The sequence below is a fragment of the Breoghania sp. L-A4 genome, assembly GCF_003432385.1.
In the GTDB taxonomy this organism is placed as follows: domain Bacteria; phylum Pseudomonadota; class Alphaproteobacteria; order Rhizobiales; family Stappiaceae; genus Breoghania.
This window is the reverse complement of the sequence record NZ_CP031841.1, coordinates 4455622-4470960: the sequence shown is the minus strand read 5'-3', so window position 1 is coordinate 4470960 and position 15339 is coordinate 4455622. Positions and strand designations below refer to the sequence as shown.

Here is a 15339-nt window from a genome sequence, read left to right as displayed (position 1 = left end):
TCTCCCCGGGGCGCTAGAGCGCTTCGTTGTTAAATAGAATCAATTCTGTTGGTCCAAACGGGATCGATCCGCGAGGAGACGGGCGAACGGCGTAGCCTGTGCTACGGCGGAGGCTGTCGACGCGGCGGGCGGCCGGTTTGGACCAACCCACTGGGCGGGATGAATTTTCCCGATTATCGGCAACGTTCGTCTCGGCCCTATCCGCGATAGGGCCTTCGACGACCCTCTTGATCCTCGACAAAATTCATCTCCGCAGAATGGTTCAATTTAACAACGAAGCGCTCTAGTTGTTTCTCCGCGCCGCGATCCTACGTCGTCGCAGGCCGCATTCCAATTGTATTATTAATTGAAACCGCTTCTCCAAACGGTTTCCAATCAGCGTTTCCCGTCCGATGTCAGGGCATGGCGGCGGCCTGCCGCAGCACGGCCGCGGCGTCGCGGTCGTCCAAGCCGCGCCAGGCGACGATCTGGTCGGGACGGATGAGCGCCAGATCCGCCTCATACAGCGCGCGGGCCTCCGCACTGTCCACGGAGACGATTTTGAGCGCCAGGCCCGCGGCCTGTGCGGCCTGTGCAAAACCGTCCGCGTCCGGCGCGCCGGGCCCCAGCCGCAACAGCGTCCATTCGAAGCCGAAGGTGTCGAACAGCGACGTGCCGTCGTCGAGCCACAGGTGCGGCGCGCGGCCGCCGGGACACGCGGTGGGGGTGTAGGTGTTGGCGCTGTCGGGCGGCGGCGCGGTGCCGTCGGAGACGATGATCGGCGAGCCGTCGTAGCGCGCGCCGAAGGTGACGCCGGGAATGTTGAATTCGCGCCGCACATGGGCGTTGAAATGGTCGGCCGCTCCCCGCCGCGCCGTTTCGCCCTCAGGTGTCGCTGTTTCCAGCGCAGGCGCGGGATGGAAATTGCCCATCGATTCGGCGAAGCCGCGCGCGTAGCCGGTGTTGCGGATCGCCACCGGGCGGCGTTCCAGCTCGTAGGTGTCCAGCAGCGCCGGCGCGGAGCGGCCCTTGATCACGGCGGCCAGCTTCCAGCCCAGGTTGACGGCATCCTCGATCGCGGTGTTGTAGCCGAGTCCGCCCGCGGGCGTGAACAGATGCGCCGCGTCGCCGCCCAGCAGCACCCGGCCGCGCTGGAATCCGTCGGCCACCAGCGCGTGCCCCGCCGTCCAGCAGCCATGCGACAGCACCTCCACCGCGAATCTGTCCGGCACCCCGGCTTCGTCCTCGCCGAACATCGCCTGCAGGAACATGGTCCGCGCCCGGTCCTCGGTGATCGCGCTCTCGTCCTCGCCCGGCCTGAGCTGCGTGTGGAAGGCGAATTCGTCGCGCCCGTTGACGCTGGCCATGAAGCTGCGCCGGTTCTCGTTGAAGGTGCAATACATCCAGGCGCGGGCGTGCGGCACCGCGTCGTAGAAGCCCGGCGCCTTCACATAGACCGCCAGCATGCGGCCGCCCATGAAATCGCGCGCGACGCCCGTCTCCCCGGCATAGTCGAAACCAAGCGCCTGGCGCACCGGGCTGCGCGGCCCGTCCGCGCCCACCAGATAGGCGCCGGTCACCGTGTGCCGCGCGCCGTCCGAGACCCGCTCGATCTCGGCGACGACGCCGTCGTCGGACTCGTCAAAGCCGCACAGCCGCCAGCCGTAGTTGACCGAAATCCCGTCGAGCGCCTCGGCCTTGTCGCGCAGCACCTTCTCGACGAATTTCTGCGACACCCGGTGCGGCAGTTCCGAGGTGCTCCACGAGCCGGATCCCTGGCGCGCCACATCGCCCGCCTTCGCAGCCGGCGGGAGCTGGAAGCGCGCCAGCTCATAGGCGGTGTGGCGGGTGAAATAGGCGATGTCGGTGGGGTAGTCGGCGGGAAGTCCCAGCGCGCGGATCTCGTCGGCGAAGCCGAGACGCCGGTAATGCTCCATGGTGCGCGCCTGGGTGGCGTTGGCCTGCGGGTTGAACGCGGTGCCCGGCTTGCGGTCGACCAGCACGGCGCTCACCCCGCGCCGGCCCAGTTCGTTGGCCAGCATCAGCCCGCAGGGTCCGCCGCCGGCGATGATCACGTCGCAGGTGCCTGGAATCGCTGTGTGCTGCATGGATGGTCCGTAACCAGGTTTTGAGGGGAGCGGAGCGCGGCTTTGGGGCCGCTGGTGAGCGGCCCGATGCCGGATGTCGGGATCCGCCGCGGAAACGAAGACCTGCCGCGCGAATCCTGTTCCAGAGGATGAGAGGAACTGATATGGAATCGTGCCCAATTGTGGGCCGGAAATAACCCCCATGACAATGAAGTTTATCGGTGCCGCTGTCGTCACCGCGTTTCTGTGCGCCGCGCCGGTCGCCGCCCACGCCGAGGACCTGGTCTTCACCATCACCAACGGCACGAACTCCGTGCTGACGGAATTCTACACCTCGCCAAAGGGCACGAAAGACTGGGAAGAGGATGTGTTCGGCAACGAGGTTCTCGAGCCCGGCGAAAGCATCGAGATTACCATCGCCGACGGCCGCGAGGTCTGCGTCTACGACATGCGGTTCGAATTCGCGGAAGGTTCCGACCTGGAGACGACCGAGGACACGCAGGATCTTTGCGCGCTTGGATCCTACACGATCCACGAATAGGCCGCTCTCTTGTCTGTCTCCCCCTTGAGGGGAAGATGTCACCCAAAGGGTGACAGAGGGGGGAGGCCACGACCACGGTGCTTGCCGCATTACCCCCTCTGTCGGCTGCGCCGACATCTCCCCCTCAAGGGGGAGAAAAAGGAAACTGCGCGTTTCCGGCAAAGACGGATCTGTTTTACACCTTCGCCTTCCAGCGCCGCAAAAGCCCTGCATTGGTGACCACCGAGACCGAGCTCATCGCCATGGCGGCACCCGCGATCGCCGGCGACAGCAGGCCGGCGGCCGCCAGCGGGATGCCCACAACGTTGTAGATGAACGCCCAGAACAGGTTCTGGCGGATTTTTTTCACCGTGGCGCGCGACACGTCCAGGGCGGCGGCCACAAGGCGCGGATCGGAGCGCATCAGGGTGATGCCCGCGGTCTCCATCGCCACATCCGCGCCGGTGCCCATGGCGATGCCGATGTCGGCGGCGGCGAGCGCCGGCGCGTCGTTCACCCCGTCGCCGACCATGGCGACGACGGCGCCCTTGTTTCTCAAGGCTTCGATCGCGGTGCTCTTGCCCGCGGGCTTCACGCCGGCCGCGATGTCGTCCAGCCCGATCGCGTCGGCAATGGCGCGGGCCACCGTTTGCGTGTCGCCGGTTATCATCTGCGCGCGCACGCCGCGCGCCTTCAGGTCCGCGACGCCCTCGCGGGCGCTGTCGCGCGGCCGGTCGGCCATGGCGATGACGCCGACCACGCGGCCGGCGATCGCCACCATGACGGTGGTCTTGGCCTGTTCCTCCATCTGCCGGCGCAGGGTGTCGGCGGTGAAGTGGTCGATGCCCAGGCTGTCGATCAGCGCCGCGTTGCCGATGGCCACCGGCTCGCCCGCCACCTCGGCCACCAGTCCCTCGCCGACGCGCGCCTCCGCCTTGGCCGGGCGCGAGAGCGTCAGCCCCTTGGCCTCGGCCGCGCGGACCATGGCGTGCGCCAGCGGATGCTCGCTCGCCATCTGGGCGGAAGCCGCGATCCGAAGCAGCCGGTCGGTCTTGCCGTCGAATGCATGGATATCGGTGACCTCGGGGCGGCCCTCGGTTAGCGTGCCGGTCTTGTCGAAGACCACCGTGTCGACGCGCGCCGCGGTTTCCAGCGCGGAAATGTCCTTGACCAGGATGCCGGAGCGTGCGGCCGCCCCCGTGCCGGCCACAAGCGCGGTCGGCGTCGCCAGGCCCAGCGCGCAGGGGCAAGCGATCACCAGCACCGAGACGGCGGCAATCATGGCGGCTTCGAAATCGGCGGTCGCCAGCCACCAGCCGGCGAAGGTCGCCAGCGCGATCACCACGACGACCGGCACGAAGATCGACGCCACCTTGTCGACAAGCTTCTGCACCGGCGCCTTGCCGCTCTGCGCGTTCTCCACCAGCCGGATGATGCGCGACAATGTCGTGTCCTCGCCCAGCGCGGTGGCTTCCACAGTCAGCGCGCCGGAGCCGTTGATCGTGCCGGCCGTCACCTCGGATCCTTGCGTCTTGGTGACCGGCAGGCTCTCTCCGGTGATCAGCGCCTCGTCCAGCTCGCTGGCGCCCTCCACCACGGTGCCGTCGACGGGCACGCGTTCGCCCGGCCGCACCAGGACGTGATCGCCAAGCCGCAATTCCGACACCGCCACCGTAGTGACGCCGCCGTCGCCCAGCCGGTTCGCGGTCTCGGGCCGAAGCGCCATCAGCGTGCGTACGGCGGCCGTGGTGGAGCGTTTGGCGCGCGCCTCCAGTAGCTTGCCGAAGATCACCAGCGTCAGGATCACCGCGGAGGCCTCGAAGTACAGATGCTCCTGCGCGGCCATGCCATCGTTCAGCACCCGGAAGACGGAATAGAAATAGGCGGCGGATGTGCCCAGCGCCACCAGCACGTCCATGTTGGCGGAGCCGCCTCGCAGCGCCTTGAAGGCGCCGCGATAGAACCGCGCGCCGGCGATCACCTGCACGGGAGTCGCGAGCGCCAGTTCGATCCATGGCGACAAATGCACAGGCAGAGGCGTGACCATGGCGATCATCTGCGCCACCAGCGGCAGCGTCAGCAACGCCGAGAGGATCAGGATCAGGAGGGTGCGCCGTTCCTCCGCCGCGTTCTCGGCCTCCGCGCGCTCATTGGCGGCGCGGCGGGCGGCGGGATCCTCGGCGCGCGGCCGGGCGCCGTAGCCCGCGTGCTCCACCGCCGCGACCAGATCTGCGGCAGTGACCGTCGTCCCCGCCATGACGTCGGCGCGTTCCAGCGCAAGATTGATGGTCGCATCGCGCACGCCCGGCACTGATTTCAGCGCGCTCTCAACGCGGCCGGCGCAGGAGGCGCAGGACATGCCGGTGACATCGAGCCGCAGCGTCTGAGACGGGCCAGGGGGTTCGGACCCAGGCCTGGTCACAGGGGCGGGCGTCGCCGGCGGCGCGGCCTTGTTCTTGCTGCAGCACGAGCCGGGGGCCGGGACTTCGATGTCCAGGTCGGCAAGGGTTTTGGAGGTGGATGTGGGCGCGGCGGTCATGGCTGCGACTTCCTTTGATGACGGTGCTCAGCGCAGATAGTCCTTCCAGTCACTGGAAGGTCAAGCCCGTCCTCGGAACCTTTCTCAAGGATGCGCGTGCCCTGCCGGATCAGGCGCGCCATCGGGGCCCGCTTTACCTGGGCCGCCGCCCTCGGCGTTGTCCGGAACGGGACTGCCGGCAGGCGCCAGCGTGTCGAAGCCGGACGCGATGATCGCCGCGTCGGGAAGGCGAGGACGGAAAGCGGTTCGGCGCGGCCGCGCACCGCGAACGCGTGGATTCCCACGCCGGGCGCTGTCGCCAGGCGTCCCAGTCCGGCCGCCTCGACCGTGTCCTGCGAGACCACCGCGAAGGCGGAAAGTTCCTTGGTGGCGCCCTCCAGCCGGCTGGCGACGTTCACCGTGTCGCCCAGCGCGGTGATGTTGGCCTGCGGTCCGGCGTGGCCGTGCAGCCCGATGCGGCCTAGAATCGCGGGTCCCGTGTGCACGCCGACGCCGAGCCGCAGCGGCGCGTCGAGCTGGGCGGCGAGATCGGCGTTGATGTGCTCGAGTTCCGCGGCCAGGTCGACGATGGCGTGCAGCGCCTGGCGCGCGCCCTCCGCGCCGCCCGACTCCACGCCGAACAGCGCCATGATGCCGTCGCCCATCACCTTGTCGATGCTGCCGCCCGCGGCCCGGATGACGCCGGTCGCCCCGTCGAGGTAGCGGTTGAGGATGAACACCGTGTCGAAGGGCAGCTTGTGCTCCGCGACGCTGGTAAATCCGCGCAGGTCGATGAACATCACCGCCACCTGCTGCTCGACGCCCCAGCGGAAGCGGTCGTCCTGCGTGGTCTGCGTTCCCTTTGAGCGCCCTGCGCCCAGCAGCGGCTGCACCTCCAGGTCGCGCACCGGGCGGATCTGGCAGGCCAGCCGCACGTTCTCGCGCGCCCCGGCCTTTTCCAGCGCCGCGCGTTCGGCGTTGGTCGGCGGCGGCAGGCTGTGTTCGCCGGAGAGGATCAGCGTGCGGCAGGTGGAGCAGCGCGCCCGGCCGCCGCACACGGAGGTGTGGGGAATGTTGTGCGCGCGGCTGATCTCCAGCAGCGTCGGCCCGGGCCGGGTCAGCACGGTCTTGCCGTCGCGGTAAAACAGCGTCACCTTCGGGCGGGTGAGGTCATGGAGCCAGCGGCCGACCTGCACCGCGAGAACGGCGATCAGGATCGCCAGAGCGGCCCAGCGAATCATTTCCGCCCACTCGGCCAGTTGTGCCTGCTGACCGGGTTCGAATCTGACTTTCTCGCCGACAGTCACCACCACCATCCGGGCGGCGTTGATCCAGCCGGTGAGCGCGAGCGTGGGCACCAGGATGGCGAGGGTGGCGAGCCACGGGCGCGCCCGAGGGTACCACCGCTTGAGCCGCAGCCAGAAGTGCAGCCCGACGCAGCCGTGCGTCCAGACGATCAGCAGCAGGATCGATTGCGACCAGGCCGCCCCGGCCACAGCACGGACAGCTCGTGGCGGTAGTCGACGAAGGTGTGGAAGCTGTTCATCGCGCCGCGGGTGCTGACCACGTGGGCGATCAGCAGATAGGGGATGGCCAGGCCGAGCAGCAGTTGCGCCGCCTCCCAGACGGGCATGCGCCAGGTGCGCCGCCGCGCAAGCTTCCACAGCGCCAGCCCGATATGCACGGCAAACGCGCTGTAGAGCGCGATCTGACCGGGCAGCGAGCTCCAGACCTCGTAGCGCAGGTCCTGTCCGTACTGCATGGCGGTCAGCGAGATGTTGCCCGCCGCGTGATTGAGAAAATGCGTGAGCACGAAGGTGAAGAGGATCAGTCCGGCGGCCAGACGCGCCCGCTGGTCCAGTGTGCCGCCACTCGGCAGGCGCTTCTTGTGCGGCGCCGTCAGGCTCTCGTGGGGCGCCGGCCGGGCAGCCGTGTCGGACGTGGTTTCGGGCATCGGGCGTTTCATCCGGGTGTCGGGCCGCGTGTGTTGTGTCGCGCCATCGTGGCTGGGCGCTCATCACTATGTGGGGGTTGCATCGCCATCGCAAGCCACCTTGTCCGCACAAACGGCGCGAATCCGCGGGTTTCGCTCAGTCCGGACTTGCTAAACATCTTTATGACGTTGTTATATATCGCAGGGTGGGGTTGGCATGAATGATTTGAACGCGTTCTGCGATGCGCTGGGCGACATTCCGCGGATGGATGACGCCGCGAGCGTGCGCATCAAGAGCCGGGATTTCTTCTGGTTCTCGCCAATTCTGCGCGGTGAGCTCGAGGGCAAGGTCGCCGATCTGGTGGTTCGCCCGCGCGACAAGGACGATGTGATCCGTGTCGCGGCGGCCGCCGCGCGCCATCGGATTCCCGTTACGCTCCGCGGCGGCGGCACCGGCAACTACGGCCAGGCCGTGCCCCTGCAGCGCGGTGTCGTCATCGACATGGCCGGCATGGACAAGGTGCTCGGCTCAGCGCCCGGCTCCGCCGTCATCGAGGCCGGCGCGACCATGCTGGAGATCGACCGCGCGCTCAAGCCCACGGGCTGGGAGTTGCGCATGCACCCCTCCACCCGCAAGGCCGCGACCATCGGCGGCTTCCTCGCCGGCGGCGCGGCCGGCGTCGGCTCGTGCACCTGGGGCCAGGTGTCCGATCCCGGCGCGGTGCTCGGCGTCGAGGTGGTGACGCTCGAGGAAGAGCCGCGCGTGTTGCAGCTTTCCGGCCGTGAGGTGATGAAGGTGATCCACGCCTACGGGGTCAACGGCATCATCACGCAGGTCACCATGCCGCTGGCGCCGTGCCAGCCATGGGCCGAGCGCATGCTCACCTTTCCCTCGCTGTCGAAGGCCGCGGCCTTTGGCCAGGCGCTGACGGCGGCCGATGCGATCGCCAAGAAGCTTGTCTCCGTGTTCGATCCGCGCATTGCGCCGCTGATCAAGCGCCTGGCGCCGCTGGTGCCGGACGGCAGGGCCATGGCGATTGTCATGGTGGCGGAACCGCAGGCGGGCGCCATGGCGGAGCTGGCGGCGGATTTTGGCGGCGAGATCGTGTTCGAGCGCGGCGCGAAGGACGCCGAGGACGCGGTCTACCGGGCGCTTGGCGGCATGCCGCCGCTGTATGAATACACCTGGAACCACACCACCTTGCACGCTCTGCGTGTCGAGCCGGCCTACACCTATCTTCAGCTTCGCTTTCCCCATGAGCGCAACCTGGCGCTGATCGACCAGGTGGCGGAGGAGTTCGGCGACGAGGTGCTGCTGCATCTGGAATTCCAGCGCCGGTTCGGGCACGCGACCTGTTCCAGTCTGCCGCTGGTGCACTACAGCGGCCGGACGCGGCTTTACAAGATCATCGACCGGCTCAATGCGCTGGATGTCGCCGTGTCCGATCCGCACACCTTCCGCCTCGACGGCGCGGGCTGGAAGCGGATCGATGCGCCGCAGCCCGAGTTCAAGGCGGAGGCCGATCCGCACGGGCTGATGAATCCGGGCAAGCTGGTCGAAACCGGCGATGCCATCCCCCCGAAAGCCGCTGTTGGCTGATTTCGCCGGCGCGTCTTCCGCTCCGGGACTGGATTTTGATGGCCGACTCGTCTTTGTTGGGCGCATCACACCCATGCGAGGAGACGCGCGCCATGAAGCTCTATGGCATCGCCAATTGCGATACGGTCAAGAAGGCGCGGCGCTGGCTCGACGACGCGGGCCTGGCGTATGACTTTCACAACTACAAGAAGGATGGCGTCGACGAGGAGCGGCTGCGCGCCTTCGTCGAGGAGTTCGGCTGGGGCACGGTGCTGAACCGCAAGGGCACCACCTGGCGCAAGCAGCCTGACGAGGTCAAGGATGCGGTGACGGACGCGGAAACCGCCGTCCAGCTGATGCTCGCCGAGCCGTCGATGATCAAGCGGCCGATTCTCGAGGCCAGGGGTCGCAATCTCATCGGTTTCGACGAGACCGGCTGGGAAATCGCCCTGGAAGCCGGCGAGCTGGGGTAGCACAACAGGTGCTGCGCTTTGGACCGTGGCCCATCCTTCGAGACACTCGCTCCGCTCGTTCCTCAGGATGAGGTTGAGTGGTTGGCGGTTTCACAAGAAAATCGACACGATATCCTCATCCTGAGGAGCCGCCGAAGGCGGCGTCTCGAAGGATGGGCAGCTTGCGTGGTGCGCGTGCTGTGACGAACTGGACGCTTCTCGCTCACCACGTGCGGCGGCGGCCGTTGTCGATGTGATAGTGTCCGCCGGGATAATATTTGTAGCCGCCCACGTCGCGCTGCGCCTTCAGAAAGGCGACGACGGAGGCGGGGTCGCCGCGCACGGAGAAGTCCACCGCCCGGCAGTCCAGGTGCATCGAATGTTTCGCGCCGCCCTTCCACCAGTTCTCCAGCCACCAGCGCTTGGTCGAATGCACCTGCACCCGGCCGTAGCGATCGGCCACGCGGTTGAGCACCTTCTTCAGCTTGCGCGGCACGCACCAGGCCGTGTCGTTGTAGGCGACGGCGGACGACGAGCCGCCGAGCCAGCCCAGGCCGGTGACCGAGGCGCAGCCCGACAGCGCCAGTCCGAAGACCAGCACAACGGCGATGGGATAAGTCCGGTTTCGCAAAACGTCACACCATTTTGGCACAAGGGCCCCCGGGGACGATGCTCGGCGCAAACCGTTAAAATTGTCGTGAAAGATCTGGTTAAGGATTTGCTTTTTTAGGCGAAACCAGACGCTCCGGCGTTAACGTTTGAGCCGCATGCCGCGCTTGCGGTGCGCCCGCACGCGCCCTCTTGATAAGCCGACGGGGTGTGCCTATCTTGGCGCCGGGTGAGAGGCCCTGCCGCTCGCGGGCGAAGGTCCACGGTGAATCCTCTCCTTGAACGGCCCCATCCATGTCCTGCGTCATGCGGTCCGATGGCAATGCGAGCACCGTCCGCTTTCCGCATGCAGACGCTTGTGAGGCATGCGATGAATACCCTTCCTTCCATCGAGACCTTGAAACTGCAGGCCAGACGCCTGCGCGCTGAGCTCACCGGCACCGGCGCTCCGGTCAACCACGGCCGGGCGCTTGAAATGCTGGCGCATCAGTATGGCTATCGCGACTGGAACACCCTGCACGCCAGTGTCGGCAACCAGCCCCGGCCCGTGAACGTCGGCGAGACGGTGAGCGGCCGGTATCTCGGCCAGCCCTTCACCGGCACCGTGATCGGCGTGCGGCTGCTGGGCGACAGCGGTCACCGGCGGGTCACCTTCGATTTCGACGAGCCCGTCGACGTGGTGACGTTTGACAGCTTCTCCGCCTACCGCAAGCGGGTGACCTGCGTCCTCACCGAGGACGGCGTCACCGTCGAGCGCACCTCCAACGGACAGCCGCACATGCGGCTCGACGTGTAGGGGCTTCTTCGCCCACGCGATGTCATCCCGGGCGAGCAGCGCTTGAATGTACCTCTCCCATGGGGAGAGGTCGGCGCGAACGCGCCGGGTGAGCATCTGTGTTTCAGGTCAAGCGTGTTTTGGGGTCCACAGTCTGTCCTCCTTGAGCAGGGTGTTGGCGAGGATGATGAGCTTTCGCATGACGGCGGTGAGGGCGACCTTGGGCTTTTTGGCGTTGTCGCGCAGGCGTTTGTAGAAGGCGGCGAGGTCGGGATTGTACCTGGCGGCGGACAGCGCTGCCCAATAGAGCGCGCGGCGGGGCATGGCGCGGCCGCCCCTGATGTGGCGCGGTCCCCGGATGTCGCCGCTGTCGTTGGCGAGGGGGCGACGCCGGCCAGGCTGGCGCAGGCGTGGCGGTCGAGCTGGCCGAGCTCGGACATGTCGGCGATCAGCACGGCGGCGACGGTGGCGCCGATGCCGGGGATCGAGGTGAGGATGGCCTGGCGCCGCGCCAGCCCCGGATCGTCGGTGATGCGGCGCCCGATCTCGCGGGCCAGCCGCGCGATGTGCCTGTCGAGGCCGGCCAGCAGCCGCCTGAGCTCGGCCTTGAGGACGGCGACGTGGCTGGCCGTCAGCCGGTTGGCGAGCGCGGTGCGCTCCTGGGTCGCGGCGGCGCGCGCATGCACCAGCTCCCGCAGTTCCTCGAGCGCTTCGGGCGCCGGCGGCGTGGCCTGGGGGGCCAGCGTCGCGCCGAGGATCGCCAGCATTTTCGCGTCGACGCGGTCGGTCTTGGCGCGGCTGCCGAGGACTTCGGCGAACAGCCGCGCGCGCAGCGGGTTGACGACCGCCACCGGCCAGCCAGCCTGGGCCAGCGAGCGGTGGACGAGCCGATGGTAGCTGGCCGTCGGCTCCAGCACGACGCGCGCGACGTCGTGTCGGGCCAGCAACCGCTTCAGCCGGCTCACGCCGTCGCGGTCGTTGGCGAGCCTCAGGCCGTGCCCGAGGGGATGCAGGTGGATGTCGAGATGGTCTTTACAGACGTCGATGCCGACGTAGACTGGCTGTGCGCCGGGTGTTTGCGGCTGGATCTGGCCTTGCATGCGGGTCTGGCTCCCAATCATCTGTTCAGAACAGGCGCAAAGGGATCGGCGGACCAGGCTCACCCGCGGGTCTCGACCAAGGGGATCGCGGCCCCGTCGATCCGGCCGCGTGCGGATGGCCATCCGCACGCGGCCAGCACAAATCATCGCCGATTTGCGCTGGAAACAACATGCAAGGGGATGTGAACTTCAAGGGCATCCCTTGATATTGGCACCCCTCACCCCACCCTCTCCCCATGGGAGAGGGTGTGCGTCCACCCGTCGCGGGTCGGACCCGGGTTCTCCTCTCGGAGGTTCGGTGGAGGCTAGCCCCGCCTACTCCCGGCTCTTCAGCCGGCTCATGTCGAAGCGGTGGACGTCATCCATCAGCTCGACGAAGCCTTGGGCGGCGTGGTCGACCGAGGCGCGGCCCTTCTCGGCGGTGGCGGCGGCGGCGTTGCCCACCGTGCCCCTGGACCCGAGATCTTGCGACTTCCAGCCGAACTGCGCCGGACCGTGCGCGCGCAGGTGCTTGAACTCCTGGATGAAATGCGTCTGCGCGGACTTGAAGTCCTCGGCGTTCTCCATGTGCACCAGCTCGGGATTCAGGTGCAGCATGATCGAGGTCTCCACGTCACCGCCGTGGATGCCATAGGTGAATTCGTCCGGCGGAAACACGCCCTCGGGCTGGCCGAAGCGCGACCAGGCCGTGCCGACCACCAGCATGTCGAAGCGCACCCGCAGCTCGCGCGCCACCGTGTCGATGATCGGCACGTTGCCGCCGTGCGAATTGATGATCACCAGCTTGCGGATGCCGGCGCGGTGCACGCTCTCGCCGATCTCCAGCCACATCCTCGTCAGCGTGTCCCATGAGGCGGTCAGCGTGCCGGGAAAGTCGATGTGCTCGTTGGATTTGCCCACCGCCTGGACGGGGAGGAAGGTGACCGGCAGATCATCGGGCATCAGTTCCAGCGCGCGTTTGATCTGGCCTTGCGCGATCGCCGTGTCGGTGGCCACCGGCAGATGCGGGCCGTGCTGCTCGATCGCCGCGACCGGCAGCACCGCGATCCAATCGCTGGTGTCGTTGGTCGAGAAGTCGAAAGTGGTCATCTCGTGCCAGAAGCGCTTTGGCAGCATGGGGATCTCCGCAAGGGGGGAAGGAGCCGGCAGCATAGCGCAGCGGTCCGGGCGAGAGAAGCGGCGGACGGCCTACGCGCCGATCCAGGCGCGGATGAGGAAGGCGACGGCGGCCAGCGTCAGCACGCTCGCCGCCCACAGGCCGGCGAACCAGGCGAGCCGGCGTCGCAGAGGCGGCTGGAAGGGATTGTCCTCGGGCATCAGTGGTAGCCGCTTTCACGGGTCACCTTGCCGCGGAACACCCAGTAGGCGTAGGCGGTGTAGGCGAGGATCACCGGAATCAGCACCACGGCGCCGGCCAGCAGGAAGCCCAGGCTCATCGGCGGGGCGGCGGCCGCCTCGATGGTCACCGAATGCGGCACGATGTACGGATAGAAGCCGATGCCGATGCCCACGTAGGACAGCGCGAAAAGCCCCAGGCTCGCGGCGAAGGGCTGGAAATCCCGGTCTTGCCTGAGGCCGGTGAACAGCAGGAAGACGCAGATGGCGACCAGGATCGGCACCGGCGAGGCGTAGACGATCTGCGGAAAGGAGAACCAGCGCTGCATGTACTGGGGATCGAGCACCGGGGTGATCAGGCTCACCGCGCCGATCAGCGCCACGGTGCCGAGGGCGGCCAGCTTGGCGATGCCGTTGGCGTGCTGCTGCAGCGGTCCCGTGGTCTTCAGCACCAGCCAGGTCGCGCCCAGAAGCGCGTAGCCGATGACCACCGCAATGCCGGTGAGCAGGGAGAACGGCGTCAGCCAGTCCCACCAGCCGCCCGCGTAGGCACGCTCGGCCACCGGAATCCCCTGCACCAGCGCGCCCAGCATGATGCCCTGCGAGAAGGCGGCGATCGTCGAGCCGCCGGCAAACGCCCAGTCCCACAGGAACCGGCCGCGTTCGGTCTTCCATCGGAACTCGAACGCCACCCCGCGGAACACCAGCGCCAGCAGCATGGCGATGACGGGCGCGTAGAGCGCCGACATGATCACGCTATAGGCCAGCGGGAACACCGCGAACAGTCCGCCACCGCCCAGCACCAGCCAGGTCTCGTTGCCGTCCCAGATGGGGGCGACGGTGTTCATGGCCGTGTCGCGGTCCGCGCGCGTGCGGATAAAGGGGAACAGGATGCCGACGCCGAGATCGAAGCCGTCGAGCATCACGTAGGCCAGCACCGCAAAGGCGATCAGCCCGGCCCAGATCAGCGGCAGGTTGGCGGTGACGAGGTCGATCATGACGCGGCTCCCTTGCTGGCGCCGCGGAAGACGGCGGTGCGCGCGGCGAGCGCCGCTTCCTGTGCGTCCGGCTCGTCGGGCGGCGCATCCGGCGCGCGGTGCATCAGCCGCAGCAGATAGAAGGTGCCGGCGCCGAAGACCGCGAAATACACTAAGATGAAGGCGATCAGCGATGCGCCCACGGCCTGCGCGTCCACCGGCGAGAGCGAATCCCGCGTGAGCAGCAATCCGTAGACGGTCCAGGGCTGACGGCCGGCCTCGGTGGTGATCCAGCCCGCGAGCACCGCGACGAAGCCCGCCGGTCCCATGGCGAGCGCCGCGCGGTGCATCCACGGCGCGTCATAAAGCCGATCGGTGTAGCGCAGCCACAGGCTCCACAGCCCCAGGCCCATCATGGCGAAGCCCAGGGCGACCATGATCCGGAAACTCCAGAAGACCAGCGGCGCGTAGGGGCGCTCCTCCGCAGGCCAGTTTTTCAGGCCCTGCACCTCGCCCTCCCAATCGTGGGTCAGGATCAGGCTGCCGAGTTTCGGAATCTCGACGGCGTATTTCGTCTCCTCCGCCTCCATGTCGGGCAGGCCGAAGAGGATCAGCGGCGCGCCCTTTTGACTTTCGAAATGCCCTTCCATGGCGGCGATCTTGGCGGGCTGATGCTCCAGCGTATTCAGTCCGTGGAAGTCGCCCGCCACGATCTGGATCGGCGCGACGATGGCCGCCATCCACATGGCCATGGAGAACATCACCCTGGCCGCCTCGTGGTCGCCCGGGATCCGCCGGCTTTTCAGCAGGTGCCAGGCGCCGGTGGCGCCCACCACGAAGGCGGTGGTCAGATAGGCGGCCAGCACCATGTGCACGAGCCGGTAGGGAAACGAGGGATTGAAGATCACCGCCCACCAGTCGACGGGCACGAACTGACCGACGTCATTGATGGCGTGGCCGGCCGGTGTGTGCATCCAGCTGTTGGCTGACAGGATCCAGAAGGCGGAGAGGAAGGTGCCGAAGGCCACCATCACGGTGGCGAAGAAATGCAGCCCCGGGCCGACGCGTTTGAGCCCGAACAGCATGATGCCGAGGAAGCCGGCCTCCAGGAAAAACGCCGAAAGCACCTCGTAGCCCATCAGCGGACCCAGCACCGGGCCGGTCTTGTCGGAAAACACGCTCCAGTTGGTGCCGAACTGGTAGCTCATGACGATGCCGGAGACGACGCCCATGCCGAAGGTCACCGCGAAGATGGTTTTCCAGTAGTCGAACAGCGTGCGGAACACCTGCCGCCGCGTCGCCAGCCAAAGGGCTTCCAGCACGGCGAGATAGCTCGCCAGCCCGATCGTGAAGGCGGGAAAGATGATGTGGAAGCTGACCGTGAAGGCGAATTGAAGGCGGGCGAGCATGGCCGCGTCGAAATCGAACATGGTGATCCTGCCGCTTTTCTGTGTCCCTCTACCCTGCGCATTCGC

Annotated in this window: 13 protein-coding genes and 1 pseudogene; 4 read left to right on the top strand and 10 right to left on the bottom strand. The window is 67.5% G+C overall.

Annotation, left to right across the window (positions count from 1 at the left end; genetic code table 11):
* Window positions 1–395 precede the first annotated feature (395 nt).
* The gene (locus D1F64_RS20450; RefSeq protein ID WP_117413930.1) at window positions 396–2087 is read right to left on the bottom strand and encodes an FAD-dependent oxidoreductase; all 1692 of its coding nucleotides are present in this window, start codon (window positions 2085–2087) and stop codon (window positions 396–398) included.
* A 181-nt stretch (window positions 2088–2268) separates the two neighbouring features.
* Here D1F64_RS20450 and D1F64_RS20445 point away from each other — a divergent pair, with 181 nt between their 5' ends.
* Window positions 2269–2607: a hypothetical protein gene (locus tag D1F64_RS20445; RefSeq protein ID WP_162901684.1), complete on the top strand. Its 339-nt coding sequence runs from the start codon at window positions 2269–2271 to the stop codon at window positions 2605–2607.
* Between the two features lie 175 nt (window positions 2608–2782).
* Here the strand turns inward: D1F64_RS20445 and D1F64_RS20440 are convergent, their stop codons facing one another.
* The 3 genes from D1F64_RS20440 to D1F64_RS23625 are packed head-to-tail and all read right to left on the bottom strand — an operon-like array spanning window position 2783 to window position 7058.
* Window positions 2783–5125: a heavy metal translocating P-type ATPase gene (locus D1F64_RS20440; RefSeq protein ID WP_117413929.1), complete on the bottom strand. Its 2343-nt coding sequence runs from the start codon at window positions 5123–5125 to the stop codon at window positions 2783–2785.
* Window positions 5122–6600 carry an adenylate/guanylate cyclase domain-containing protein gene (locus D1F64_RS20435; protein ID WP_162901683.1) on the bottom strand — a complete coding sequence of 493 codons (1479 nt, stop codon included), beginning with the start codon at window positions 6598–6600 and terminating at the stop codon, window positions 5122–5124. The genes D1F64_RS20440 and D1F64_RS20435 overlap by 4 nt, the downstream gene beginning before the upstream one ends.
* Window positions 6561–7058, bottom strand: coding sequence for a hypothetical protein (locus D1F64_RS23625; protein ID WP_162901682.1), 498 nt, complete (start codon window positions 7056–7058; stop codon window positions 6561–6563). Before D1F64_RS23625 ends, D1F64_RS20435 begins: the two co-directional genes overlap by 40 nt.
* A 196-nt stretch (window positions 7059–7254) precedes the next feature.
* Here D1F64_RS23625 and D1F64_RS20430 point away from each other — a divergent pair, with 196 nt between their 5' ends.
* Together D1F64_RS20430 and D1F64_RS20425 are read left to right on the top strand one after the other, a co-directional pair.
* Window positions 7255–8637 (top strand): FAD-binding oxidoreductase, encoded by a 1383-nt coding sequence (locus D1F64_RS20430; protein ID WP_117413927.1) that lies wholly within the window; start codon window positions 7255–7257, stop codon window positions 8635–8637.
* A 92-nt stretch (window positions 8638–8729) separates the two neighbouring features.
* Entirely contained in the window at window positions 8730–9089 is a 360-nt protein-coding gene (locus D1F64_RS20425) for an ArsC family reductase (RefSeq protein ID WP_117413926.1), read from the top strand.
* A 202-nt stretch (window positions 9090–9291) separates the two neighbouring features.
* On the opposite strand, the gene D1F64_RS20420 is transcribed toward D1F64_RS20425, so the two are convergent.
* Window positions 9292–9699 carry a D-Ala-D-Ala carboxypeptidase family metallohydrolase gene (locus D1F64_RS20420; protein WP_117413925.1) on the bottom strand — a complete coding sequence of 136 codons (408 nt, stop codon included), beginning with the start codon at window positions 9697–9699 and terminating at the stop codon, window positions 9292–9294.
* A 348-nt stretch (window positions 9700–10047) separates the two neighbouring features.
* Between D1F64_RS20420 and D1F64_RS20415 the strand changes: the two genes are divergently transcribed.
* A complete protein-coding gene (locus D1F64_RS20415) occupies window positions 10048–10473 on the top strand; it encodes a glyoxalase superfamily protein (RefSeq protein WP_162901681.1) in 426 nt (141 codons plus the stop codon).
* A gap of 108 nt (window positions 10474–10581) precedes the next feature.
* On the opposite strand, the pseudogene D1F64_RS20410 reads toward D1F64_RS20415, so the two are convergent.
* The 5 genes and pseudogenes from D1F64_RS20410 to D1F64_RS20390 all read right to left on the bottom strand — a co-directional run bounded on the left by D1F64_RS20410 (window position 10582) and on the right by D1F64_RS20390 (window position 15294).
* Window positions 10582–11552: pseudogene (locus D1F64_RS20410) on the bottom strand (transposase).
* 315 nt (window positions 11553–11867) lie between these two features.
* Entirely contained in the window at window positions 11868–12668 is an 801-nt protein-coding gene (locus D1F64_RS20405) for a creatininase family protein (protein WP_117413924.1), read from the bottom strand.
* Between the two features lie 72 nt (window positions 12669–12740).
* Window positions 12741–12869, bottom strand: coding sequence for a DUF2474 domain-containing protein (locus D1F64_RS20400; protein WP_117413923.1), 129 nt, complete (start codon window positions 12867–12869; stop codon window positions 12741–12743).
* Window positions 12869–13885: a cytochrome d ubiquinol oxidase subunit II gene (cydB, locus tag D1F64_RS20395; protein ID WP_117413922.1), complete on the bottom strand. Its 1017-nt coding sequence runs from the start codon at window positions 13883–13885 to the stop codon at window positions 12869–12871. The genes D1F64_RS20400 and cydB overlap by 1 nt, the downstream gene beginning before the upstream one ends.
* Entirely contained in the window at window positions 13882–15294 is a 1413-nt protein-coding gene (locus D1F64_RS20390) for a cytochrome ubiquinol oxidase subunit I (protein ID WP_117413921.1), read from the bottom strand. The genes cydB and D1F64_RS20390 overlap by 4 nt, the downstream gene beginning before the upstream one ends.
* Window positions 15295–15339: the final 45 nt, after the last annotated feature.

What these genes read in the sequence shown, in the direction of transcription:
- D1F64_RS20450 (WP_117413930.1), bottom strand. Translation starts at nt 2,087, where the DNA reads ATGCAGCACACAGCGATTCCAGGCACCTGCGACGTGATCATCGCCGGC.
- D1F64_RS20445 (WP_162901684.1), top strand. Translation starts at nt 2,269, where the DNA reads ATGACAATGAAGTTTATCGGTGCCGCTGTCGTCACCGCGTTTCTGTGC.
- D1F64_RS20440 (WP_117413929.1), bottom strand. Translation starts at nt 5,125, where the DNA reads ATGACCGCCGCGCCCACATCCACCTCCAAAACCCTTGCCGACCTGGAC.
- D1F64_RS23625 (WP_162901682.1), bottom strand. Translation starts at nt 7,058, where the DNA reads ATGCCCGAAACCACGTCCGACACGGCTGCCCGGCCGGCGCCCCACGAG.
- D1F64_RS20430 (WP_117413927.1), top strand. Translation starts at nt 7,255, where the DNA reads ATGAATGATTTGAACGCGTTCTGCGATGCGCTGGGCGACATTCCGCGG.
- D1F64_RS20425 (WP_117413926.1), top strand. Translation starts at nt 8,730, where the DNA reads ATGAAGCTCTATGGCATCGCCAATTGCGATACGGTCAAGAAGGCGCGG.
- D1F64_RS20415 (WP_162901681.1), top strand. Translation starts at nt 10,048, where the DNA reads ATGAATACCCTTCCTTCCATCGAGACCTTGAAACTGCAGGCCAGACGC.
- D1F64_RS20405 (WP_117413924.1), bottom strand. Translation starts at nt 12,668, where the DNA reads ATGCTGCCAAAGCGCTTCTGGCACGAGATGACCACTTTCGACTTCTCG.
- D1F64_RS20400 (WP_117413923.1), bottom strand. Translation starts at nt 12,869, where the DNA reads ATGCCCGAGGACAATCCCTTCCAGCCGCCTCTGCGACGCCGGCTCGCC.
- cydB (WP_117413922.1), bottom strand. Translation starts at nt 13,885, where the DNA reads ATGATCGACCTCGTCACCGCCAACCTGCCGCTGATCTGGGCCGGGCTG.
- D1F64_RS20390 (WP_117413921.1), bottom strand. Translation starts at nt 15,294, where the DNA reads ATGTTCGATTTCGACGCGGCCATGCTCGCCCGCCTTCAATTCGCCTTC.